Origin of the sequence: Pantanalinema rosaneae CENA516 (assembly GCF_050753385.1) — a bacterium.
Taxonomy (GTDB): Bacteria; Cyanobacteriota; Cyanobacteriia; order Leptolyngbyales; family Leptolyngbyaceae; genus Pantanalinema; species Pantanalinema rosaneae.
In genome coordinates this window covers 15308-37486 of the sequence record NZ_JBLZFZ010000043.1, presented here as the reverse complement: position 1 = coordinate 37486, position 22179 = coordinate 15308, and the positions used below count along the sequence as shown (strand labels likewise).

The following is a 22179-nucleotide window of genomic DNA, read 5'->3' as shown; positions in this document are numbered from 1 at the left end:
AAAATCACCGCAGAATTAATAATTCTGATTAAATAAAAATCAAAGCTTTCAGCTTGATCTCATTCATATCACAAATGTTAATTCGGTGCGGAGCGATTGACTCGAAAGCCAGGAGCTTAATCACATGTTGCGGTAAGTCGGTTATCGGAATGGTGCTAGGATTGCCATGCCGCATTGCCAGATCGCGAGGAGACAAAATTTTGATCGATAGCGTAGACGGCAGATCATCAGGCAACTGGGTAATTGAATCCGAATCGTTGATTAACCAGGATGAGGGGCAATTCTGATGGCAACTGATTGTCAGGGCAATTGAAAAATCGAGTTATAGCGTCATTGGCGCGATCGGGGCAATATCTGGGTCATAGCCACCAATTTGATTAGTGCGAAGTACCCAAACACTGGCTCCATGTTTGAGGAAAATTTTGACTACCGTATCACTGGCAAACCGGGGTAACATAGTCCGCCAACTGCCTAATCCCATCATCAGGTTATGCAAGGGGTGATCTTCCAGGGTGCTACCCAAGTTGAACTCGTTCCGTTCCCAGTCAGCGCGTAAACTGCCAAACGCCTGTAGCTCTTGTTGCAGGTCTTTATTCAGTGCCAGTAATTGTTGAAAGCGGTGTGCTTGATCCGGATGATGTTCTGCCCATCGCTGTAACCCTTCAGCATGAGTCTGCACACTCTGCTCAATTTGCTGCAAACTGGCAAATAGTGCCTGATTGGAATCCTGGGCACAGTTATTGGCTGGCCCAACATACGTACCGCCTGTCCCATCCCCGGTGCGATACCGACTGGTCATCACTTGCAGTTGCAACAGCATTAACTCTAGCGGGGTGCGGCGCACTCCATTGGTTTCGTAATAACTCGTGAAGGCGGGATGTTTGATGATGATGTCACAGACAGGGCGGTTGCCTACCCAACCAAATTGCCGATCGCCCAAATAACGTGACCAATGCAAGGTTCCAGCAATTAAACCATCTGTGTTGTGGGTATAGACCTGGTGGTAGCGAATATCGAAGCGTAATTCATCACTTAAGGGATCTCGGATGACAGTAGCTAACCCATAGGCAAAGTGCCCAAAGAAAATCGGTGTAGCGGCAGCCGGTTCTTTCTTTTTGCCACCAATACCGCCATAGACATGCATCAACAGCGCCCGATCGCCCTCCTGCCATTCATCGATCGCGGCTTGAATTGCGGCAGACGATCCGTTCGAGCGACAGGTACATAAGACCGAGGAAATTTTGCCCTTTTGCGCGATCGCATCTGCCCAAGCCCGTTGACGAATGTAGTTGTAAGCCGCTTTTCTCCCAAAGATCACCTCATCCGGTTGCAACCGAAACAGGGAACGGGGCGCGAGGGATTGCACCACAAATTGACCTCTGGAATTCTGAGTGCCATAAATATACCAACCCATTTCATTCAGAGGTGATTTTTCCAGATCCCGCGTGGTGGATGGAGAACTCCCATAGCCCTCTGACACCACCACCTGGGGCAATCGCACGATCGCCGTCGCCCCATCAAACTGCCGAGATGTTGGATTAAAGTGAACCACCTGGAATTCATCAATTCCCCCAGCGATCGGTTGGATGAAGCGAACTAAAGCATAGAAGCGTCCGGTGATCTGGACGGGTTGACTGGTGATGTAGAGGGACGTTGAAGATGCGGAGGATGGGGAAGGTGAGGAGGGTAAGGAGGATAAAAGCAGATCTCCCCTATCTCCCTCTTTAACCTCAACGGGATCATTTAGCATCACCACAATGTCATCTTCCGGACGGGCTCCAGCTAAGGATTCCAGCGGATCGACTTGTAACCAGTGGTTTAAGCGATCGGGATGAACTAAGCCGCCATATTTACTGGTGTAGGAGGCTTCTGCACTGAAATGAATGTCCTGCTTCACTGCCGTGACTAATTTCTGAACTCTAGGATCACGGCTCCAGCGTAGATTGACGATTTTGCCGACGAGATGTTGATGCTGGGCATCGGCATGATAAACCTCAAATAACGCACCTTGAACATGGCAACGATCTGCCAGTTGAGGGAGAATCAAGCGTCCCATCCAGGGGGCGATCGGCTGATACAGGGAAGCGGGAAGGGATTGGGGAATTGGGTAAAAGGTAGGACGGTTAAAGTCCGCCTGCATGTAGAGGCTGTAGTTGCTAGGTTGTACCGCAGTCAGATCTTCATCTGGCAGTAGCTCGCCTTGAAGAATGGCGTTGATGGTGTCGATCGTCTGCTGAAGCGAACTGCGACCATCGGGTAGAATCAGCTTGGGGTCAAGAATACCCCCCGGAATCTGATGCCCCACGGGTCCCATATCAATCAGCGAGATCTTGCCTCGCCGTTTGGCGCGGTTCCAGTAGGACAGGAAGAACAGTTTCCAACGTCCGGGAAACATGATCGGCCCAGCCGGCTCAACGGTATCCTTTTGACCCACTAAATGGTACAGGTGTTCGAGTTGCAGAATATTGTTATTGCCGCTAATTACCCCGCCCAGGGAGATCACATCCACTGGCGCACGCAGGGCTTGTTTCAGGTAGGGAGCACTGGCACAGGACATTTGTCCCCCACCGCTATAGCCAATCAATGTCACTGGGACACCACTACCCGCTTGATAGCCGTTTTTAATTAAGCCATTGTAAACCACCTGCGCAATGCCCTGGTTATACAGAGGTCCATAGCGTTTATCTGCCGACACCCCCACCATAATCACATTCCGGAAATTGACCAGATACCCCAATAGAGCCGCAGGATTGGTGTAACGATTGCGATCGGCAAGTTGCCACAAAAAGGCTAACGGTCGGTCTTCATTCAAGGGATTATTCATCACCGAATACACCATCAACCCCCGCACTAGCGCGATATCCGGTGGTAACGTGGGGCCGAGCGTATCCAAAAACTCTTCCACATCCGGGAGGTATTTGAAGTCAGATTGACAAATGCCATCGAGATACACGAGATAGCGAGAAACTGTCGTGGTATCGGCGATCGGGGTTTGTAAACCGCCTAAATTCACCGTTGTATCGACTTCATCCTCATACCAACCTGCCCACCAACCCAGGGTTTCCAGGGGAGCCAGCAATCCAGCAACCACGATCGCAATCATGCCAATCCACACCAGATCAAACACAAACCGAGTGAATTTGGAGAGATCGTTGTACCAACCAAACCACCACTCCCGCAGGGGACGGAAAAACACAATCACGATGTAGGTGAGAATGGCAATGCCAATTAATCCGGCGATCGTTTTTCCGGTGCGGCTGATGTTGTTGTGCCTCTGGCGAACGGTGGATGAGGCAGATGAGGAGGATGAGGGAGATGAGGAGGAAAATGCAGTTTCTCTACTTTCCCTACCTCCCCCACCTACCCCACCTACCCCACCTTCTCCCACCCTGGCTAACTCTGTCTGCCGGGTGTTAATAATCTGTTCCCGCAGATCGTCTTGCCATGCGGCGGAGGTATTTTGCACATGCTGGCGATAGACATCCATCAAATCCTGGCGATTGGTTGCGAGATCAATTCCGGCGGCTTGATTCAGTAGCCATCGACCAAATTGAGCAATGCGCTGCCCAATGGTTTGTTGCAGGATCTGAAGCACAATCCAGCCCCATATCACATAGGTAAAGGCACGTCCTAGCCCCGTAGTGGTCAGGGTGGATAAGCCAACCACCATTGCCAACAAATGCCAGATTGACAAACTGGTGAGGATGGGGATGCCTAAATGGGGCATTGCTCCAAAGAAACTGAAGATAAGCGGGGCATAGCTGATACCCAGAACAATCAACAGGGTTCTCGGTTCCACAGGGGCGGCGGTGCGGGACAGGAGGATAACTAACCAGGTGCTAAACACCAGAAAAAAGAATCCGGCGGTAAATAGCAAGGCGTTGATTCCTAAACTCAGTACAAACCGAGCGGGTTTAACTCGATTAATGAAGAGAGTGATACTTTGCGCGATCGCTTGAGACAGACCCGCCAACAGGACAATGATCGTGGTTAGGGTTAAACCAATGCCCTCGTTCGCAATGACAGCTTGAAACGCTTCAGCATTCAGTGCAAACACATAACCCAGGATTTCCCAGAAGCGATCAAGAGCAATAGGTGTCATGGAAACGTGATCCTGATGAAACGGAAAGTATCAGTGAATCCGAGGTAGTAAATCTCTAGCGATCGGCACTCATTTAGACCCCGATCGCTGTCTAGCCGCATGGGCAAGTAGACAACAGGGATGATGGGCGGAACAGCTTCCGCAACCCTAATAGAGTGGCTATACCCAGCTATTGCAAAAATATAAGGAATTAATCGAGATGCGTAGAAAATTAAGAGAATCTTCGTTTATTCAGCCCGTTCACAAGGATTAATTCGCATCATTGAGGGGATCGATGTCGTGAGGATCGATGACTGGCTTGGCTACATTGGAATCAGGTGGTAGGGCTGCGATCGGTGGATCCATAGCCTCTGCTCTTAACCAGGCGGCAATCATCCCCGCGATCGGAATGGATAGAAACACACCTAATAATCCTGCAACCCGTTCCCCAATAAACAGCGCTAAAAATAATAAGACTGGGCTAATTTCCAAAGCGTTGCCCATGACTTTGGGATGAATAAAGTTATCTTGAATTTGTTGCAGAACAATACTGCCGATGATCACCCGTAAAGCGAGTTCCCATCCCTGGGAAGCAAACACAAGTGTGGTAATAATTAATACCCCCAGGGTGGCTCCAATCCCCGGAATAGCATCTAATACCCCTACTACTAAAGCGAGAAATAACGCATATCTCACGCCAAGTAGGGTGAAGACGAGATAACTAGCCGTTGAGAGAAACAGAATTAATAGTAATTGCCCTCTGAGAAACCCTAAAAATGTATTTTGAAATGTATAGGCAAAGCGATCGCGGGAACCAGCGGGAATCAGAGTTAAACAAGCCGTCCAGATCTTATGACCGTCAATTAGCATATACAAACTAATGACCGTCGTAAAAATGACAGTGAAGACGCTAGAAAATAAATTTTGAATAATGCCTAAACCGGTCCATAGGCTAGATTGCAAGGTTTGAATAACCTGCTCCAATCGCAATGTTTGTAAAACTTCGTTAAATGGTAATTTGCGAGTGGTCAATGTTTCCACAATTTGAGTCAGTAGCCCTTGCCCTTGGGTAATCACTTGCAGTCCCAGGGCTGTGATTAGGGCAATCAAAATGCTAATGGTGGCAAATGTGACAATCAAGATGGCAATGCCTCGGGGCACATACCGCGTTAGCCATTGCACCGGGTAGTTGAGGAGTGCCGCAAAGATGGCAGCGGCTGTAAAAATCGCAATTACATTGTGGAAGTAACCAATCAGAACGACGATCGCCCAACTACAGGCAAACAGCAGCAGAAATCGCAATAGGCTAGAATTATTCAGATCTTGCCACAGACTAGTTTTAAACGGTGAAGTCATAACATACAGCCCATTCAGAGCGGTGACGCAGTGGATAGGTAAGTCAGACATTGGCATAGAACCAATGTTTCCTGAATGTATCCCAGACTGGATTCAAGATCTCATGCGATCGGTGGAATCACACTAAAGTTATAGGCGACGGCAAATAAGGTAAAATATCCTGCCATCAATCCTCTACGGTTTTAGGAACTAGGGTATCGTCGGCTGATCCGATCGTGCTTCTGATCACAAAAAGAAACCAGAAACTACTGAAACTTAAAGTATTTAATGTTACTTCAATTCTACTCCTGACGATCGATTGAAAATGGTTTGAGCATTAGTATACTGCTGAACCTTGCCAGATGAAGCAATTTTTCTCTATAAAATGAAGATTTGAGCTGCTTTTGATCTCAACGGGTTAGTTAACAAACTATGAAGCAGATTCAGTCAATCAAAATCTTTAAAGATTTAATTGGAAAATTTTAGTGATAGGCTGTCTATCAATCCCCTTAATGGCGTTTGTGTGTAGTGACAGATGAGACAGGGAACGCAGATTCCTAAAGCATCTTAGATATTAAGAACTGCAAAGGTTGGCGACTGCTCCGTCTATGATGCAGTTTGATTTCAGGAATACCTTTCTCTTCACTACAACCAAGCAATTTTCTAACTATTGAATCTTGAGGAGTGCATAGATTATGACCGGCTTTCTCATTGCAGTTGTAATTACGGCAATTAGCTTACTCATTATCTCTAAACTGCCCACAGGTGTAGAGGTGGAAAATCCGGTGATTGCGTTAATTGCTGGAGCGATTATTGGTGCGTTCAATGGTTTGTATAGTCTGTTTCCTAACTGGTTTCAAGGCACACTCGCGGTTCTCAGCTTAGGGCTAATTCCCCTGATTGGCAGCATCATCGTCTTTGGTTTAGCTGCCTGGTTGGTACAAGGATTCCGCTTACGGTGGGGAATTTGGAGTGCCATTCTAGGGGCGATCGCACTGGCAATTATCAACTCTATCTTGTTCTTTATCCTGCGCCAGATTAACTTGTTGGCAGCGTGATTGAGGGACTCAGTAAGGGGGATCGGCAGGTTCATCATACCCACACATCCCTAACCGAGGCGAATTCACCAACGGAATGGGATCACCATAATTATCATGCGGATGGGTTGCGGTATGGGCATCACATAACGTTCCCCCCGGTTATTTTACTGACTGTTCTGGCTACCCGAGCGGCAAGACTAGGGAATCACCACGATCGGAGAAATAATTGGGTGAAATAGTAGGTATTGCCCTGCCGCCAGATGCCAATTCCTGTTTCCTGATATTCCGATCGCAGAATATTGGCTCGATGTCCGGGACTATTCATCCAGCCGTTCACAGCCGCAGGCACAGGTTGGGGAATGTTGGTGCTGGTAAACAGATTCTCACCCACCATGCGATAGGCAATTCCGGCGGATTCCACCCGTTGTACCATCGTGTCTCCCTGGGGACTCTGGTGAGCAAAGAAATTCTGTTCTGCCATCCGGCGACTGTAGTTACGGGCAACCTGTGCCAATTCTTCATGCTGGCGGAGTTCACTGAGTCCCTGCTGCTGGCGAATGGCGTTAATGCGTTGCCGCACCTGCTCCTCCATTGCCGCCGTACTGACAGACTGGGCGGGAACAGGGGACTGCTGCGATCGGGGTTGGCGTGGCGGTAGTAGGGAGGGCAGTTGATCGGGAAATTGCCGAATCGCTTCACATGCCGTTAGCCCGATCGCCAGGAATACCAGACCGATTAAACTACCGCGTTTCATCAATTAACGAGTACCCGTTGTAGCCGTTTCCGAGGCAGTGCGAGAAAACAGTTCCAACATTTCCCGATTAAATGCCGGAATATCGTCGGGTTGGCGGCTAGTGACCCAATTGCCATCGACGACGACATCTTGATCCAGCCATTTGCCCCCCGCATTCCGAATGTCATCCTGGATGGTGTGGTAGCTGGTCAGCGTCCGTCCTTGCACCAATCCAGCCGAAATCAGTTCCCACGGGGCGTGACAAATTGCCGCGATCGGTTTGCCAGTTTCCTGGATGCGTTTCAAGAACGCTTTAACGTTGGGTAGCACTCGCAACATATCGGCATTGAGTGCCCCACCGGGGAGTAATACGGCATGGTAGTCATCGGGATTAGCTTGATCAATTAAGCCTTCGGCAAACACCGTAACGCCTTTGTCATGATGGCGAAAGGCTTGAATTTGTTCCTGTTTCGTAGACAAAATTTCTACCGTTGCTCCTGCTGCCTTGAGAGCCTGGACTGGTTCGATCAGTTCTGCTTCTTCAAAACCATCAGCTACCAGAACTGCGACTCGCAAGTTTGATAAATCGCGCATGAATCCTCCTAATGCATCGCTGTACTCCATTGGTGCTTCCAATGAGGCAATCCAATGGAGCTTGGCTGCCTTCATGCTAAAGAGCCTGCGATCGAGGATCGTCTTTCTCAAGAGAGGTTTCGCTAGGTAGCTAACCTAAGCGGTTTCTAGCCAGTCCAGAATGCGATTGAGATCATCCAATGTGACTAAGCCATACTGCCAGAGAATAATCGGTAGCAAGTTTGGAGTGATTTCACGATGTCGTTGAGCCACTGCGATCGCGGCGGCTGGAATTGCCAACTCTTCCTGTAAAAACTGAATTAACCTCGCCTCCACGGTACACCTGCCCGATCCGACCCGTCTTTATGAGAAAGGTAACAAGATTTGTAAATTTGTGCAACAGATTTTCAGGTTCGGCTTACCGATGTTAATCGATCGCCTGCTGCTCGGTACTCACCAGCTACAGCTACCACAATCTAGTGCCCCACAATCGAGAACGGTACAATCTAACCCATCGCATTCCAGTGCTGTACAGGGATGGCTATCTCCTAACAGACCGCAATCTAGACCACTGCAATCCGCGCACTCCAACACTTCACAACCAGAACAGGCTGTGCTGCCAGAGGAATTGGCTACGGCGGGCTGAGCGACGCTATTGGTTTTAGTAGAGGTTGAATTTGGCTCTAACTGTTCTGGATCATTGGGGTCAGCAATGGGATAATCCGGTGTTGCTTGCCCTGGCTCGATCGCCGCTAGATTGGGTTGTCGCCGGAACTGCGATCGTTGTTGCAACTGTTGATTGGCAGCTTTGCAGGCTTGGAAGCGTTCGCGAATTAATGGTAGCGACTGCCACAGACCGTGGATTTGAATCGTGCGCTTAATGTATTGCGAACAGGATTCGTTACCATGTAAGACCCGATAGGCGCAGGCAAAGCCTTTATGGGGAGAGATCTGCCGTTGATAAAACGAGATCAGGGTAGAAGCGGTTTGGCGAGTCAAGGAGTCGGCTGGAGAAATGGACATACAGTAAAGATCGGTAAGAATGGATAGAGCAAGCACTCAGCGATGTTTGGACAGAGGCGATCGCGAACTGTAATTTCAGCTACACAGACAAAATCAGTCGCTCCGTAGGTGTTGAACTCGGAAATCTTTGCCATGATGAATCGTAATACCAAAGGAATGGCTGACCTGCGCTAAACTAAAACCTTGCGTACTGAAAAAACTATCGATTTGACGTTGATATTTCTTTACAAATCTCATTGTTTTCACATCACATACGCATCACGCATGATTGATTTCACAGCTCTTCTAGAGTTTTCTCACACCTACTGCATTCCCATTTGTACTGTTTTGGTACCAATAAATTTGTTAGCTACCTCGCTAACGATGACTCTGGCAGGACTGGGCTATCCCCGTCACTGGATTTGGCAGTCAGCCGCGTTCTCCTGGGTGGGTGCGATCGCCCTGGTGCTCCATGTTTGGAGTTGGTTTGTTGTGGGTGTGGTGGCGATTCCGACCTTTGTATTGATGGCATTGGGGATTACTTGCATCAGTATTAATGCCTGGTTAGTTCGGCACCCGGAGAGTATGGCAGCACTGGTGATCTGGATTAGCCGATCGTTGCGTGATCACCGGAATTTAGATCTAGAGTAGATCTGCGAATCCTTTACCGATTACATGAGCCAATCTGCTGGAGATCATCAAGCTGAACCTCAAGGGGAACGATCGTCTCAACCGTCCCCGTCCTCGGAACCAGAAGCCACCTCGATCGAATCTGCCTGGTTAGAAGCCGAGCAGGAATTGTCCTTAGACTCTTCCCGACAGTCGCCGCTCTCGGAACAAACTCGCTCACCCGATCCGGCAGCAACGGTGCGATCGTTCGATCCATCCAGTCCTTTGATCCTTGTAGAGACGGCGTTTCTTGCCAGTGCTGCCAGTTTAATCTGGTTTGTCAACTACTACTTTCCGATGGGTCCCCTATTGCGGATCTTTTTTCCTATCCCGATCGCCTTAATTTATTTGCGGTGGGGACAGCGATCTGCCTGGATGGGAGCTTTGGTATCCGGACTGTTGCTCAGTGTTTTGATGGGTCCCGCCCGTAGCGTGTTATTCGTCATGCCCTTTGGGTTTATGGGGGTGCTACTGGGCTTACTGTGGCAGCGACGGGCAGGGTGGGGCATCTCGATCGCGTTGGGAGCTATTCTGGGATCGTTTGGCTTTTTCTTCCGGATCTGGTTGGTATCGCTGCTGTTAGGAGATGATCTGTGGCTCTATGCCACCACCCAGGTGACTCAGTTGGTTGATTGGGTGTGTATTAAGTTAGGAATTGTGTTTCAGCCGACGCTAGCGCTGATTCAGGTGATTGCCATCATCATGGTAATCATTAACAATCTGGTGTACTTGTTTATCGTGCATTTAGTCGCTTGGTTTCTCCTCGATCGCTTGAATAACCCAATTCCCCGCCCCCCGAAATGGGTACAGGTGTTAATGGAATATGAAGGAGAGGCGTGATCAGGTCGAGCAGGTAAGAGGGCATAAACAAGCAACGCTAGTGTAAATAAATGTTTGTTGATGGCGGATCCGCTCTCATTCTCTATGCTCCAATCTGGCTTTGTCCGACTGTATACGCAGATCGATCGGGGGCAACGTTGGCTTTACCGCTATCGGGAACAACGGCCACTGTTCGCCTGTGTATTAGGGTTTACCGCCACGGGTCTGGTGCCGGGCATTTCAGCCGCAGGGGCAACCCCGACAGATCGCCAGTACACCGCGATCGCCGATGCTGAATTTCTCGTTGCTGGAGTGCAAACTCAACCCACCTATCCGTTACCCCCCCTGCATGTAGGAGCTTCTCCCGTGTTGATCTCGCGGGCGGTGATTGAAGCCCAACAAATTCCCACCTATTTGTTTAATGCTGGTTTACCGCATCCTCCGGCGGTTCCAGCGATCGACCTGGGCGGCTGTCCGGCGCAATGTTTAAGTCAGGGGCAGGCACTACCCTTAGAGGTGGTGGAACACTTACTGCAACAAGGACTTCAGTGGGGGGCAACGCTAGCAACGGAAGCGGGTACAGGGTATTTGATGCTGGGGGAATGTGTGGTGGGTGGTACGACGACGGCGTTAGCTGTCCTTACAGGACTGGGGATTGCGGCCAATTGCAAAATTAATAGCAGCCATCCCACTTGCAACCATCAGCAAAAATGGGCGCTGGTCGCAGCAGGATTACAGCAGGCAGGGGTATGGTCAGCCCCGAATTGCCCAAAACAGCAATTTTCTGGTAGTCAAATTGTGGCGGCTGTGGGTGATCCGATGCAGATTGTCGTCGCAGGTATGGCGATCGCGGCTAGTCGGCATTGTGGTGTCATGTTGGCAGGTGGCACCCAAATGCTGGCCGTGTATGAGTTACTCCAGACAATTGCTCAAGAGCAGCAATTGGCGTGGCAACCAGAACAAATTGTGGTGGGGACGACGCGATGGGTAGCGGAGGATGCTACGGGCGACACGATCGGGTTAGCTGAGTTGATTAAACCTGTGCCATTGCTGGCTACCCCTCTGAGTTTTGCGAGTTCCCGCTATCCCCAATTGTGTGCCTATGAGCAGGGGTATGTGAAAGAGGGAGTCGGTGCCGGGGGCTGTGCGATCGCAGCTCACCTGTATCAGGGATGGGAACAGGCAGAATTACTGGCGGCGATCGAGGCACTGACCGATCGGTACTATAGCTGTCCTTAATGATGTGTGCGATTGAGAGTCTGGTTGTTCAGTAGCGGCTTGATGCCACCTCCTCGCACAATCCCCTGGAATGGCTCGGTCAACGCTGGGGAATTTAGTGAACCCGTTGCGAAAACAATTGTTCTTCGAGAGCAGCGATGCGGCTATAGGCTGCCGTCAGTTGAGCGGTTAATCGCTGCACTTGAATTTCAGGCGACAACGGCTTTTCATTGCTTTGCAGAGGTGAGTCCAAGCCCCCCGCGTCGATCAGCACGTCCTTATGTTCCATTGCTGCATCTAAACCACTATGCTGAGAACGATAGCGAGCGATCATGCCAGCATCAGAGGGATGAATCGAGTCTGGTCTTTGTTTGCATTCAGACCACACTTCCGTAACCTTATTACTCAACTGGTCAACCAATTGATACAAGGCATCAACTTTTGTAGTTAATGTACCAATTTGCTTTTGTAGAGTATCCATCTAATGCCCCAATTGCCCTAGTAGTTCTTAGCCTACATTCTAGATAATGACTTGCAACATTGCGGCTTATTCCTGAATCATTTAACCTTTGATTCAAGATTTGCCAAGACCACAGGATTTCCATCTGATGTAAAACGCTCAAACAACAGCTAGGCTTGATTTGTATGCTGATGTATTTGCAAATAATCGAAACGTTTTCAGGGCAAATGCTGGATGTTGTGGTTTGGTTCGCCCCGATCGAATCGAGAGACAGCGATTGATAATTTCTGACCTCAAGAGAGAAGCGAACTCAACGGCTGGTTAATATTATTGCTCCTCAGATTCCCAGCGCGATTGAAGCAATTTGAATTGTTACAGAAGATCTCTCTAATTACAGATCGAAACAAGGATTGAGCCTGGAAATAACAACCGTATAATTACGATTTTTCTAATGGATTCCAGCCCATTCACCCGTTATCGTTGATCAATAAACGATCGTAGGTTGCTCTGGCGGCAAGCCGCAGGAATTGATGGCAGAATAGGGAATGTGTCTGATTTAACTTGGCGCAGCAGATGCCGATTCAAGTAACCTTAGAAGGCTAATTTCTACTCTAAAATCGCATCGGTGGCAACTAGCAGTCCTCGTTCAACTTAGCCAATCCCGTTAACTCTGAATGTCAATTAAGCTTTCATCTTTCCCTATAAGTCGGCGATCGCTACTGACTGGAGTCGCAGGCTGGACAATCAGCCAACTGCTAGTAGGATGCAATAATCAACCGAACTCTCCATTGACCATTCAACTCCTGCAACGGTCAATTCCCTTGCAAGTTCTCGGTGAATTTACGCGATCGCATCGCTCGATCGCCTTGCAGACTACGCCAGAACCGCAATTGCAACTGTTGTTTGAACGGTTGCAAACCTGGCAACGTACCAGTAAAACGCCGTCTCCTCCTTCCTCTTGGCGATTACCTGATTGGGTGCCGTGGGTGGGCGATCGCTCGAACCGATCGGTTCCCGATCTGGTGACGTTGGGGGATTACTGGCTGGATCTGGCAATTCGGCAGGGGTTACTCCAACCGCTTGATGTTACGCCATTGCAGAACTGGCGGAATTTAGATCCCCGGTGGCAAGCCTTAGTCACTCGTCCGGCTCCGGCAGGTCAAAAGCTGACTCAAGACCAGGTGTGGGCGGCTCCCTATCGTTGGGGCAGTACGATGATTGCCTATCGGCAGGATGTGTTTGCGGCTCGACAATTACCCCCCCCCACCGATTGGAGTGATTTGTGGCGATCGGACTTACGGGGTCGAATTTCTCTGCTCGATCATCCACGGGAAGTGATTGGCTTAACCCTGAAGAAGTTAGGAAAATCCTATAACACTGAGGATTTGCAAGCGGTGACTGCTCTGAAAGCGGAACTGTTGGCGCTTCAGCAAAATATTAAATTTTATAGCTCTACCAATTACCTGCAACCATTGTTATTAGAGGACACCTGGGTTGCCGTGGGGTGGTCACAGGATATCCTGTCCTTGATGAAGCGAAGTCAGCAGATTGCCGCGATCGTTCCCCGTTCTGGTACAGCGTTATGGGCAGATTTATGGGTACGTCCTGCGTCTAGTTCGGCCACTACAGCGAACAATGCTGCCCAATGGATTGATTTTTGTTGGCAAGCCAATATTGCAAACCAAATTACTCAGTTAAGTCAGGCCACGTCTCCGATTACCCCAACGCTACCTCCAGAGCAGAGCCCTGCCGAGGGGCAACCTGATTCGCTGCTTTTGCCCGATCGGGCGATTTTCCAGTCCAGTGAGTTTCTCCAACCGTTGTCTGAGTCGGCAATTCAGCAGTATCAGGCACTATGGGCAAGTGTTCGTCAGGCTGGTAGTCAAGCTTAGATCTGGGGATGCTTAGCGTCCCCGTAGACCTGATTTGCCAGAAGAGTCGAGCACAATATCACACATTAGAGTAGTGGGGCGTTGCAGGGTAGAAATGGTGATATCGGTACGGTTGTCAACGAAAGGCGATCGAAGCGATCGTTGAGCCTCTTGCAATTCCACCAGATCGACACTACTAAAATCACAGGTGTAAGCCCCTAACAATCTGGCGCGGCTGTCAAATACTCGCAGGTTATAGCCAAAATCCCTGGCGCTATTACCAAACTCATTAATAAATTCATAGCGCTCCAGATAATCTAACAAACTCCACAACTGACGATTGACGACAACATCCACCCGTCCGGGTTCATCGATCGTCAGTGGGTAGGCTAACCAATTCTCAATTAGTTTAGTTTCCGAAGGATCTTGAGCCGCGTGATGTTCTTCTGCCCACCATAAACTGGGAACGGTTAACCCGATCGGTGAAATAGTAGCAGCGCTGCGGAGAGGGGCAGGCAAGGCTTCAGCCCTCAGTGCCACGACATCCAGGGGAGCCGCGCTGGGTAGAAGATTTGGCTTGGGAGTTGCCGATGGGGATGGTACAGGTTCAGCCGCGATCGCGCTCTGTCCACCGGGGTAGGAGCCTGCCCACCCACCTAAATTCAAAAGTCCGGCTAACAAAATGCCAACGAATCGGAGCCTTAACGGCGATCGACGACTGGTTTTGTCTAAGTTGCGTCTACAAGAAATAGCGGTTGTCGTGCCAGTCTCCGGTTTGCACAGATGAAGGACCACGTTTACGCCAGGTAATTTCTCCACGAGCCGTCCGAATTAAGGTTTGCTCAACAACATCGACGACAGTTTGCCAGGAAAGTTCATCCGTTCTCAATAATTCCTGCAATTCCCGTAAAGCGGTTTGGGAATCCCGATCTTCCTCTACCTTTAACGGCGTTGCCGATCGCAGGGGATCACGTTGTACGGCGGCGATCGCCTGTCGGACTGCCATCATGATCTTATTGTGCATTTCGCGACTGGCGCGAGTCCGTTGTTGTTGCCATCCTTGCTGGCTAGTGGCGTACATGGGTGGTAATCGGTTCAACGCATAGGCAATGACTTCGGTTTTATTGATGTAATTGGCAACTCGGGTCGGTAGATGTTGACATTGCTGTTCCACCTCCTGGACGACCAAAGATTCCATGACATTCCGGTAAGTGTGCGATTGTTCAGGTTGCGTTGTCGGCATAACTGGCTCCGAGAAACGGATAGTGTGGCGTATAGCTGCTGAAAGTCAGATAGCCAAATTTCAGTTTAGCGATCTCGTTAGCACCCAGAAAAACAGAAGCACGATTCGGCAAATCAGCGATCGCCAGATGTCGCTTCGGTTGTCTCGTCAGTTTTTTTAGTCCCCATACTTTAATAGTAAATAACTGACGCTGAAGAATTAATCCTCAGTTAAGACTTTGTAAACCATCTTAGTCAAGATTAGAAAGGAATGCCGAGCAATTTTGGCTTGGGATCAGACTGTTTTAGGCAACATATTGGCGAAATAGATCTGCTAGGCGACTGGCTTCTAAGGCGGCATTGTGATTTTGGACGACGAGTGCCGCTCCAGTTTTCCCCATTTGTTCGAGATCCGTGACTGGGGTTTGCATGGCCTGGCGCATTGCCTCTACTAATGCCTCAACTGAGCCGGAGGGCACTAACCAGCCACATTCCCCAGGTTTAACTAGCTCTGGAATGCCGGCAATATAGGTACTAATTACCGGACGAGAGAGCGCTAAGGATTCCATAATCACGACGGGCAACCCTTCCGCAAAACTGGGGAGTACCATGATCTGGGCGGCTAAAATTTGTTGTCGCACTTCGGCGTTACTCGCCCAACCCGTAATCTCAATGTGATTGTGTAAATTCAGTTGACTGATCAGGGTTTCAATTTGCGGTCGCAATGGACCATCGCCAACTAACACGACCTTAAACTGCCATCCTTCGGCGGCTAACTGGCTGACAGCTTCCACCAGCAGTAAATGTCCCTTCTGTTCCCCTAATCTGCCAACGCAGACAAATCGAGGGGTGGTCGGCAACGGCACATGGGCTTGGGTCAGAAATAAATCATCTACCCCACAGCGAATAATGTGAATTTTTGACCACTGCTTATAGCTACACCACCGGAAAAGTTGACTTTTACTGAAGGAACTGATGCCGACTACAAACGCCGCTCGATGAATTTTTTCGGATAGGGCGATCGCTTCCGGTTTATCAAACTCATGGGGCCCATGTACCGTGAAGCTGTAGGTCGGTCCCCCCAGAGCATGACAGAGCATAGCGACACTGGCAGGATTAGTGCCAAAGTGGGCATGTAAGTGCTGAATCCCCTGTTCGCGACACCATCGCAGCAGGACACAGGCTTCTACCACATACACCAGATTCACCAGCACCCCCCGATCGGAGCGCCACCCGGTTTTCAGGGCTAGTTGCATAGTGTCGAGCCAACGTTTGGGACGGCTCACCGCTACTTGTAGGAGACTGCGAAGTAACCCGATCGCCCCCACACTCAGGATGTAACGGGTTTTTGCCACCTCTTGCTGATCGGCTTCATCGACCAGTTTGGTTTCCGAGGTGCGAATAGAGAAGCGGGCAACCGAAATGCCACAGGCTTCCAACCCTACCATCTCGCGCCGGATAAACGTGCAGCTAGAGTAGGGATGTTGATTCATTAAATACGCAATTTTCATGCCCTGGGTTCCAACTGGCTGAGGGTGATTTGGTCGCATTGATTTTAGCCCACTCGATCGCGGTTAACCGTAATCATCAAGCTGAGATGAAGTCAAGCCGTCCGGATGGCTGACCCAATTTCATCCAGTTCCGTAATTACAGTGATGTGTCGTTAGAGTGCCCCAGAATCTACGCAGGTCAACAGCGATCAAGCGATGGAGCTACTTAGCCAACAGCACGACCCGTCAGCCCTAGTCATCTTTATCTTTCTTCCGCCTTTTCCCTTTCTTCGTCTCCTGCTCATCCTGAATTGGCACGATCTCGGGTTGGCTGTCCGCAGATTGCAGTGGCTCCAGGGGAGGAGAGGTGACAATCTCGGGGGGCGGGGGAGGAACGGGTTCGTTCTGGGCAGGTAGGACGGGGATCGGGGCGGTTGCTGCCGGAGCGATCGCGGCTGGCGTTGTTTGCACCGGCGTTATTTGGGGACTGGTTTGCACCGAAGTCCCTGGATCGGCAAGAGTTTGCACCGGGGATACGGCTGGAGCCACTTGGGCAGGCGCAACCTGGGCGGGAGTTGCTTCTAAGGTGGGGCTGCTCGTAGGGGTAGGAGGAGGTGATAGGTAGCGATTCACAAGTAAGGGAATGGCTGTTGTGCCTGCTAAAGAGACAGCACCGATCACACCCTGCATTAGCGTGACTCTCCAGGCTGATTTTTTGGGTTCAGGAGATGATCCAGATTCTGTCATGGGCTTGCTACTGACTCAACGTTATCGATCTAATGGAGAAGCTCCTACCTATATCAACCGTGTTTTTTCTGAGACTCCCTGTATTTTTAATAGGATTCTGCTAAAGAAAAAACTTTTTATGTAAATACCGACAACTAGAGGATAGCTATCAGTCCAGGTTGGGCATGAAGTTGAGCCGTCAGACGTAAAAAGTTGTCGCTTTGTTCCCGTTGCATATATTTTTTACGCTGTTCCCAGTCTGTTTTGCTGCCTAACCCACCCCGAAATGTTGAAATCCAGACTCCAGGGTTAAGGGCTGGTCAGGGAAACGATCGGCTGGATCCACTAACCAGACTCCTGGTTCGGAGGTAGTCGTCCCGACGATCGCGGCTCCCTTCCCCAGTTGACTGATCAAGATCTGTGCCTGTGCTGGGGGTAAAGTCAGCACTAACTCAAAATCTTCGCCGCCATAGAGTGCCCAGTCGATCGCCTGTTCCGGGGCTACCCAGGCTTGCAGGGCGGGATCGATCGGAATCTGACCTCGATCGATCCTGGCTCCAACTTGGCTGGCGCGACAGATCTGCCCAATGGCATCGGCAAGTCCGTCGCTGCTGTCCATTCCGGCAATGGGAGGTAGGGTAGGTGAGGGAGATGGGGGGAAGAGGAGGGGGAGTACATCCAGGCGAGGAATAGGGCGTTGGTGCGATCGAATTAATAGATCGCGATCGTTGGAAGCAAGGGACTGTCCCAAGTCAGGGTGGAGTAATAATTCCAGTCCGGCGCGGGAACTGCCGTGATAACCAGTGACGACGATCACCTCACCGGGTTGGGCAACTGATCGACGAATCACTTGATTGGGATCAACGTCACCAAAGGCAGTAATCGAGATTGTGATCACCGGAGAACGCACAATATCGCCCCCGACGATCGCGGTTCCATAAGGCTGTAAACAGGCAGTCATGCCTTGATATAAACGATCGACCCATTCTACAGTTACATCACCCGGCAGACTCAGACCGATCGTAATCCCCAGGGGAGAGGCTCCCATCGCCGCGAGATCCGATAGGTTAGCGGCAACGGCTCGCCAACCAACATCCTCAGGCATGGTGGTGCGATCGCTGAAGTGAACGCCATCTACGAGGACATCGGTCGTGACCACCAGCGATCGTCCGGGAGCGGTTGTGAATACCGCCGCATCATCGCCAATCACTTCAGGGGGACAAAAGGCTTGTAGCCGTTGCAGTAATCCGGGTTCGCCAATATCCCGAACCTGTAATGGGCGATCGGGCATTACCATTCTTCGTCAGCCGGAGCTAAATGCTTCAACTTGGGGAAACAATAGGTCGTGTTGCCATCCTCATCGACTTCCGGCAGGGCATTAAACACTTTCACCTGATTATCTAAAAATTGGCGGGCGACTTCCGCTTCCACTCGAGCAGATGCCGCCAATTGGATCAACGAAATTCGTCCCGCCTCTGTTTCTAATAGGGTATAAAACGCCTCTAACAAGCGTTGCCGCTGCTGATTAGTTCGGATCGAATTAGCGATCGAAAAACCAACCAGCAGTCCAATTCCAGCCATGAGTACCCATTCCACCAAAGCCATGTCAGCGAATTTGATTAGGCGATCGACGGTTGCACCAGATTTTCTGCGCCCTCAATCACCTTAGCAGATTCGATCTTGTCTCCGGCTTTCAGTTCCTCTAAAACCTCTTTACCTTCCACGACAAACCCAAAGATGGAATAGCGACCATCTAAGAGATTGGCTCCGGCAGGGGTGAGCTCGGGTTCAAATAGGAAGAAGAAGAACTGGGATGAACCGCCATTCGGATCATCAGAGGGACGTGCCAATGCCATCGCGCCAAAGGCTGAGAACGGTAAAACGGGTTGTTCCCGGAATCGTCCGGCATCCTCCAAGGTAATGCCATAGGTCGGCACAGCATCCCCTTTGACTAAGACTTCCAGGGGAATGGCTCGGTATTGTTTGGTTTTGGGATCAACAAATCCCACTTCCGGCCCAGGGGGATCACCCACCTGCAAGACATAGGATTCCTCGGCACGCGTGAAGGGTAGACCATCGTAAAAGCCGCGTTGTACCAGATCCACAAAGTTCCCGGCGGTGACGGGGGCACTGTACCCATCGACGATCGCGGTCATTTTGCCCTTGCTGGTCGTGAATTCCACCGTTGCCCGACCTTTCAGTTGCGGCAGATTACTGTACGTTTCGGGCACTTCATAGGGAAATTGGTCGATCATTAAGGCTTCCAATTTACCCACCTGATCTAGTAAAGCACTGCGCTGTTCTAAGGCTTGTGGCTTATCTTTGGCTTCAACGGTGGTTTGTAAGGTGGCAATATTGTCTTTCAGTTGCGCAATCAACGCTTCTGCCTGCGGCTGATTCGCATCGGGAACGGTTGCCAGTAACTTATCAGCATTGTTGTTGACAATCCGGCTGGCTTTACTGACATCACTGGCGGCGGCTCCCCACCGGCGATTAGCGCGGAGTTGAACGGCAATATCCTCTAGACTGGCTTGCAAGTCTCGGACGGTGGGGTTGTCGATCGGCAAGGCATAGCGTAACAGTGCTTGACTATCGGTAATCGCATTGCCCGCCGGTAAGCGGCTGATCCGCATATCCTTTGCCGCACTCAGCCCCAGCGACAACGTGACAAGTAACAGTAAGGTCACGCCAGTCTTTAGCCAACGCTTTAATGTCTCGAATCCCTGTGATTGTTTGTTCACCATGAAACTCTCAAACTCGGCATAGCCCTATCCTGTAAATGTTTTAGGCTGGTTCGACGTATAGAACGCACCGCGTCACATGCCCAGGTAGCCCTAACCCTTTATCTTGCCATAGGGTCGTCCCCTTGGTGGGATTCCGGTGGAAGGTAACAGGATATAACGGTTGCGGTGCCTTTATGCCGTATTGCTGACCTGGAAGCGCCATCTGAGCGGTAAAATGGGATGCCATCATTTTCTCCAACTGCAAGACCAATGATCTCTAGTAACGATTTTCGACCGGGTGTCAGCATTGAGCTAGACGGAGGAGTTTGGCGCGTTGTCGAATTTTTGCATGTCAAACCGGGCAAAGGGTCGGCATTCGTCCGTACCAAACTCAAAAATGTGCAATCCGGCAACGTGGTTGAACGCACCTTCCGGGCGGGGGAAACCGTGCCTCAAGCCAACCTGGAAAAAAGCACAATGCAGCATACCTATAAGGATGGGGATGATTTTGTCTTCATGGATATGGAGACCTATGAAGAATCTCACCTGACTGCCAGCCAGATTGGCGATCGCGTTAAATATCTCAAAGAAGGGATGGAAGTGAACGTCATTCGCTGGAATGAACAGGTGATGGAAGTGGAACTGCCTAACTCGGTAGTGCTGGAAGTGGTGCAAACTGATCCAGGCGTGAAAGGCGATACGGCGACGGGCGGAACTAAGCCAGCGATCGTGGAAACAGGCGCTCAGGTCATGGTGCCGCTGTTTATCACCATTGGCGAGCGGATCAAAGTTGATACCCGCAACGACTCTTACCTGGGTCGAGAGTCATCCTGATATTTGCTTCTAGCCCCTGACTGAGAGGTTTCAAGTACTGTGCCATTGGATTTAACTCAACTCCGCGAACTGCTGGCGGCAATCAATCAAACAGATATTACAGAACTCACGCTGAAAAGCGACGACTATGAGTTAACGGTGCGGCGAGAAAGCCGGGTAGTGCCAGCGACGATCACGACGGTTCCCAGTCTGCCAACTGAGCCAGAAAGTGTGGTCGCTCCGCCTGCCCCTGCTCCTACGACGAAAGGAGGTAGCTTTGATTATCGACCCGGTGACAGTCCTGCCACGGCAACTCAAAGTGCCCTGCCGCCAACGAATGAACGGCGCTGGGTCGAGATTTTGTCGCCCATGGTCGGGACGTTTTATCGGGCTCCGGCTCCCGATGAACCCGCTTTTGTTGAGGTGGGCGATCGCATTCGGCTAGGGCAAACGGTCTGCATCATCGAAGCCATGAAGTTAATGAATGAATTGGAAGCGGAAGTCGCCGGAGAAGTGCTGGAAATCCTGGTACAAAATGGGTCGCCTGTGGAATACGAACAACCGTTAATGCGAATTTTGCCGGGATAACGTCAGTTCATCTGCTTCGGTCAGGGCAGGTGCGATCGTTAAAACAACGGCTGTCCATGTTGGGCGATCGCCATCTGCCTTCCCTGAAGTCGGGAAGTGTTCACCTATGTGGTTAACGGGGTTAGAACCATCCACAAAATTGCTCTAACCATAGTGGAATGGCACTGAAATAACCATCCGAACCGCCCCCAAACCCCCAATTCTGGGGGAGCCGAACCTCAAAGTCCCCCAAAGTTGGGGGCTTAAAGCCCTACGGGCATACCAGAAAAGGGGGCGATCAGAGTGAAGCGTGTCCTTAAGTCAGGGCCATTCAACCATAGTAGATATTCTCTGTTTATCACTTATTAGGCATATAAAGTTATGCATAAAAATCTGGTTAGTTAAGCAAGAATCGCTTGCGGTGATCAAGGGGAGTGGCTAAAATCTGGGGATCAGTTCTCCCTCCGCACCCATAGAGATTGCATGAACTCTCCACCGCCTGTTCCACAAGAGGTTGTCCAGCAAGTTGCCGAATATTTCAGTGTTTTAGGTGAACCGATGCGACTGCGCATTCTCAATTTGCTCCGTGACGGTGAGAAATGTGTGCAGGATTTGGTGGAAGCAACGGCGACCAGTCAGGCAAATGTTTCCAAACACTTAAAAGTCATGGTGCAGGCAGGGATTTTAACTCGGCGCAGTGAAGGAACTCTGGCATACTACAGTGTGTCTGATGACCTGATTTTCGAGTTGTGTAATCTGGTCTGCGATCGATTGGCACAACGAATTGAACAGCAAGCCCAAAATTTCCGTGCCTTTACCTTTGCCGGAAAGCGCTAAC

The 22179-nt window shown here is 50.3% G+C and carries 26 protein-coding genes; 8 read left to right on the top strand and 18 right to left on the bottom strand.

Annotated features, from left to right (window positions below):
- Positions 1–28: 28 nt before the first annotated feature.
- The 3 genes from ACN4EK_RS21960 to ACN4EK_RS21950 form a co-directional block, all read right to left on the bottom strand.
- Positions 29–235: a hypothetical protein gene (locus ACN4EK_RS21960; RefSeq protein ID WP_431660402.1), complete on the bottom strand. Its 207-nt coding sequence runs from the start codon at positions 233–235 to the stop codon at positions 29–31.
- An 87-nt stretch (positions 236–322) separates the two neighbouring features.
- The gene (locus tag ACN4EK_RS21955; RefSeq protein WP_431660400.1) at positions 323–4102 is read right to left on the bottom strand and encodes a CAAX protease; all 3780 of its coding nucleotides are present in this window, start codon (positions 4100–4102) and stop codon (positions 323–325) included.
- A 249-nt stretch (positions 4103–4351) separates the two neighbouring features.
- Positions 4352–5494, bottom strand: a complete 1143-nt coding sequence (locus ACN4EK_RS21950) for an AI-2E family transporter (RefSeq protein WP_431660399.1) — start codon at positions 5492–5494, stop codon at positions 4352–4354.
- Between the two features lie 617 nt (positions 5495–6111).
- Here ACN4EK_RS21950 and ACN4EK_RS21945 point away from each other — a divergent pair.
- Positions 6112–6474 (top strand): phage holin family protein, encoded by a 363-nt coding sequence (locus ACN4EK_RS21945; protein WP_431660398.1) that lies wholly within the window; start codon positions 6112–6114, stop codon positions 6472–6474.
- A 187-nt stretch (positions 6475–6661) separates the two neighbouring features.
- Here ACN4EK_RS21945 and ACN4EK_RS21940 read toward each other — a convergent pair whose 3' ends face one another.
- From ACN4EK_RS21940 to ACN4EK_RS21920, 5 genes are all read right to left on the bottom strand, one after another.
- Positions 6662–7210, bottom strand: coding sequence for a CAP domain-containing protein (locus tag ACN4EK_RS21940; RefSeq protein ID WP_431660397.1), 549 nt, complete (start codon positions 7208–7210; stop codon positions 6662–6664).
- A gap of 3 nt (positions 7211–7213) precedes the next feature.
- Complete coding sequence (locus ACN4EK_RS21935) at positions 7214–7858, bottom strand: type 1 glutamine amidotransferase domain-containing protein (RefSeq protein ID WP_431660395.1); 645 nt, start codon at positions 7856–7858, stop codon at positions 7214–7216.
- 60 nt (positions 7859–7918) lie between these two features.
- Entirely contained in the window at positions 7919–8098 is a 180-nt protein-coding gene (locus ACN4EK_RS21930) for a DUF2949 domain-containing protein (RefSeq protein WP_431660394.1), read from the bottom strand.
- A 117-nt stretch (positions 8099–8215) separates the two neighbouring features.
- Entirely contained in the window at positions 8216–8785 is a 570-nt protein-coding gene (gene yidD, locus ACN4EK_RS21925; protein ID WP_431660392.1) for a membrane protein insertion efficiency factor YidD, read from the bottom strand.
- Entirely contained in the window at positions 8758–8919 is a 162-nt protein-coding gene (locus ACN4EK_RS21920) for a hypothetical protein (protein WP_431660390.1), read from the bottom strand. Before ACN4EK_RS21920 ends, yidD begins: the two co-directional genes overlap by 28 nt.
- 229 nt (positions 8920–9148) lie before the next feature.
- Between ACN4EK_RS21920 and ACN4EK_RS21915 the strand changes: the two genes are divergently transcribed.
- The 3 genes from ACN4EK_RS21915 to cobT all read left to right on the top strand — a co-directional run bounded on the left by ACN4EK_RS21915 (position 9149) and on the right by cobT (position 11491).
- On the top strand, positions 9149–9415 hold the full coding sequence (locus ACN4EK_RS21915; protein ID WP_431660388.1) for a hypothetical protein: 267 nt from the start codon (positions 9149–9151) through the stop codon (positions 9413–9415).
- Between the two features lie 24 nt (positions 9416–9439).
- Positions 9440–10273, top strand: coding sequence for a DUF2232 domain-containing protein (locus tag ACN4EK_RS21910; RefSeq protein WP_431660386.1), 834 nt, complete (start codon positions 9440–9442; stop codon positions 10271–10273).
- Between the two features lie 84 nt (positions 10274–10357).
- On the top strand, positions 10358–11491 hold the full coding sequence (cobT, locus tag ACN4EK_RS21905; protein ID WP_431660384.1) for a nicotinate mononucleotide-dependent phosphoribosyltransferase CobT: 1134 nt from the start codon (positions 10358–10360) through the stop codon (positions 11489–11491).
- A gap of 94 nt (positions 11492–11585) precedes the next feature.
- Here cobT and ACN4EK_RS21900 read toward each other — a convergent pair whose 3' ends face one another.
- Positions 11586–11951 carry a hypothetical protein gene (locus tag ACN4EK_RS21900; protein WP_431660382.1) on the bottom strand — a complete coding sequence of 122 codons (366 nt, stop codon included), beginning with the start codon at positions 11949–11951 and terminating at the stop codon, positions 11586–11588.
- A 653-nt stretch (positions 11952–12604) separates the two neighbouring features.
- On the opposite strand from ACN4EK_RS21900, the gene ACN4EK_RS21895 reads away from it, so the two are divergent.
- Positions 12605–13822 carry an extracellular solute-binding protein gene (locus ACN4EK_RS21895; protein WP_431660380.1) on the top strand — a complete coding sequence of 406 codons (1218 nt, stop codon included), beginning with the start codon at positions 12605–12607 and terminating at the stop codon, positions 13820–13822.
- A gap of 12 nt (positions 13823–13834) precedes the next feature.
- Here the strand turns inward: ACN4EK_RS21895 and ACN4EK_RS21890 are convergent, their stop codons facing one another.
- The 8 genes from ACN4EK_RS21890 to ACN4EK_RS21855 all read right to left on the bottom strand — a co-directional run bounded on the left by ACN4EK_RS21890 (position 13835) and on the right by ACN4EK_RS21855 (position 20208).
- Positions 13835–14596 (bottom strand): hypothetical protein, encoded by a 762-nt coding sequence (locus tag ACN4EK_RS21890; protein ID WP_431660378.1) that lies wholly within the window; start codon positions 14594–14596, stop codon positions 13835–13837.
- On the bottom strand, positions 14541–15044 hold the full coding sequence (locus tag ACN4EK_RS21885) for a late competence development ComFB family protein (RefSeq protein WP_431660377.1): 504 nt from the start codon (positions 15042–15044) through the stop codon (positions 14541–14543). Before ACN4EK_RS21885 ends, ACN4EK_RS21890 begins: the two co-directional genes overlap by 56 nt.
- A 283-nt stretch (positions 15045–15327) precedes the next feature.
- Positions 15328–16533, bottom strand: a complete 1206-nt coding sequence (locus ACN4EK_RS21880; protein ID WP_431660376.1) for a glycosyltransferase — start codon at positions 16531–16533, stop codon at positions 15328–15330.
- Positions 16534–16764: 231 nt separating this feature from the next.
- Positions 16765–17259 carry a hypothetical protein gene (locus ACN4EK_RS21875; protein WP_431660375.1) on the bottom strand — a complete coding sequence of 165 codons (495 nt, stop codon included), beginning with the start codon at positions 17257–17259 and terminating at the stop codon, positions 16765–16767.
- 250 nt (positions 17260–17509) lie between these two features.
- Positions 17510–18529, bottom strand: a complete 1020-nt coding sequence (gene thiL / locus ACN4EK_RS21870; RefSeq protein WP_431660373.1) for a thiamine-phosphate kinase — start codon at positions 18527–18529, stop codon at positions 17510–17512.
- Entirely contained in the window at positions 18529–18819 is a 291-nt protein-coding gene (locus ACN4EK_RS21865) for a hypothetical protein (RefSeq protein ID WP_431660372.1), read from the bottom strand. The genes thiL and ACN4EK_RS21865 overlap by 1 nt, the downstream gene beginning before the upstream one ends.
- 38 nt (positions 18820–18857) lie before the next feature.
- On the bottom strand, positions 18858–19982 hold the full coding sequence (locus ACN4EK_RS21860) for a peptidylprolyl isomerase (RefSeq protein ID WP_431660370.1): 1125 nt from the start codon (positions 19980–19982) through the stop codon (positions 18858–18860).
- A gap of 40 nt (positions 19983–20022) precedes the next feature.
- Entirely contained in the window at positions 20023–20208 is a 186-nt protein-coding gene (locus ACN4EK_RS21855; RefSeq protein ID WP_431660369.1) for a hypothetical protein, read from the bottom strand.
- A 23-nt stretch (positions 20209–20231) separates the two neighbouring features.
- Between ACN4EK_RS21855 and efp the strand changes: the two genes are divergently transcribed.
- Together efp and accB are read left to right on the top strand one after the other, a co-directional pair.
- A complete protein-coding gene (gene efp / locus ACN4EK_RS21850) occupies positions 20232–20795 on the top strand; it encodes an elongation factor P (protein ID WP_431660367.1) in 564 nt (187 codons plus the stop codon).
- Positions 20796–20834: 39 nt separating this feature from the next.
- On the top strand, positions 20835–21362 hold the full coding sequence (accB, locus tag ACN4EK_RS21845) for an acetyl-CoA carboxylase biotin carboxyl carrier protein (RefSeq protein ID WP_431660366.1): 528 nt from the start codon (positions 20835–20837) through the stop codon (positions 21360–21362).
- Here accB and ACN4EK_RS21840 read toward each other — a convergent pair.
- The gene (locus tag ACN4EK_RS21840; protein ID WP_431660364.1) at positions 21339–21497 is read right to left on the bottom strand and encodes a hypothetical protein; all 159 of its coding nucleotides are present in this window, start codon (positions 21495–21497) and stop codon (positions 21339–21341) included. The two genes, accB and ACN4EK_RS21840, sit on opposite strands and share 24 nt — an antisense overlap.
- A gap of 327 nt (positions 21498–21824) precedes the next feature.
- Between ACN4EK_RS21840 and ACN4EK_RS21835 the strand changes: the two genes are divergently transcribed.
- A complete protein-coding gene (locus ACN4EK_RS21835) occupies positions 21825–22178 on the top strand; it encodes an ArsR/SmtB family transcription factor (RefSeq protein WP_431660363.1) in 354 nt (117 codons plus the stop codon).
- Position 22179 lies beyond the last annotated feature (1 nt).

Coding starts and splice junctions, on each gene's coding strand:
- ACN4EK_RS21955 (WP_431660400.1), bottom strand. CDS start 4,102: ATGACACCTATTGCTCTTGATCGCTTCTGGGAAATCCTGGGTTATGTG.
- ACN4EK_RS21950 (WP_431660399.1), bottom strand. CDS start 5,494: ATGCCAATGTCTGACTTACCTATCCACTGCGTCACCGCTCTGAATGGG.
- ACN4EK_RS21945 (WP_431660398.1), top strand. CDS start 6,112: ATGACCGGCTTTCTCATTGCAGTTGTAATTACGGCAATTAGCTTACTC.
- ACN4EK_RS21940 (WP_431660397.1), bottom strand. CDS start 7,210: ATGAAACGCGGTAGTTTAATCGGTCTGGTATTCCTGGCGATCGGGCTA.
- ACN4EK_RS21935 (WP_431660395.1), bottom strand. CDS start 7,858: ATGAAGGCAGCCAAGCTCCATTGGATTGCCTCATTGGAAGCACCAATG.
- yidD (WP_431660392.1), bottom strand. CDS start 8,785: ATGTCCATTTCTCCAGCCGACTCCTTGACTCGCCAAACCGCTTCTACC.
- ACN4EK_RS21920 (WP_431660390.1), bottom strand. CDS start 8,919: ATGGCAAAGATTTCCGAGTTCAACACCTACGGAGCGACTGATTTTGTC.
- ACN4EK_RS21915 (WP_431660388.1), top strand. CDS start 9,149: ATGACTCTGGCAGGACTGGGCTATCCCCGTCACTGGATTTGGCAGTCA.
- ACN4EK_RS21910 (WP_431660386.1), top strand. CDS start 9,440: ATGAGCCAATCTGCTGGAGATCATCAAGCTGAACCTCAAGGGGAACGA.
- cobT (WP_431660384.1), top strand. CDS start 10,358: ATGCTCCAATCTGGCTTTGTCCGACTGTATACGCAGATCGATCGGGGG.
- ACN4EK_RS21900 (WP_431660382.1), bottom strand. CDS start 11,951: ATGGATACTCTACAAAAGCAAATTGGTACATTAACTACAAAAGTTGAT.
- ACN4EK_RS21895 (WP_431660380.1), top strand. CDS start 12,605: ATGTCAATTAAGCTTTCATCTTTCCCTATAAGTCGGCGATCGCTACTG.
- ACN4EK_RS21885 (WP_431660377.1), bottom strand. CDS start 15,044: ATGCCGACAACGCAACCTGAACAATCGCACACTTACCGGAATGTCATG.
- ACN4EK_RS21880 (WP_431660376.1), bottom strand. CDS start 16,533: ATGAAAATTGCGTATTTAATGAATCAACATCCCTACTCTAGCTGCACG.
- ACN4EK_RS21875 (WP_431660375.1), bottom strand. CDS start 17,259: ATGACAGAATCTGGATCATCTCCTGAACCCAAAAAATCAGCCTGGAGA.
- thiL (WP_431660373.1), bottom strand. CDS start 18,529: ATGCCCGATCGCCCATTACAGGTTCGGGATATTGGCGAACCCGGATTA.
- ACN4EK_RS21865 (WP_431660372.1), bottom strand. CDS start 18,819: ATGGCTGGAATTGGACTGCTGGTTGGTTTTTCGATCGCTAATTCGATC.
- ACN4EK_RS21860 (WP_431660370.1), bottom strand. CDS start 19,982: ATGGTGAACAAACAATCACAGGGATTCGAGACATTAAAGCGTTGGCTA.
- ACN4EK_RS21855 (WP_431660369.1), bottom strand. CDS start 20,208: ATGGCATCCCATTTTACCGCTCAGATGGCGCTTCCAGGTCAGCAATAC.
- efp (WP_431660367.1), top strand. CDS start 20,232: ATGATCTCTAGTAACGATTTTCGACCGGGTGTCAGCATTGAGCTAGAC.
- ACN4EK_RS21835 (WP_431660363.1), top strand. CDS start 21,825: ATGAACTCTCCACCGCCTGTTCCACAAGAGGTTGTCCAGCAAGTTGCC.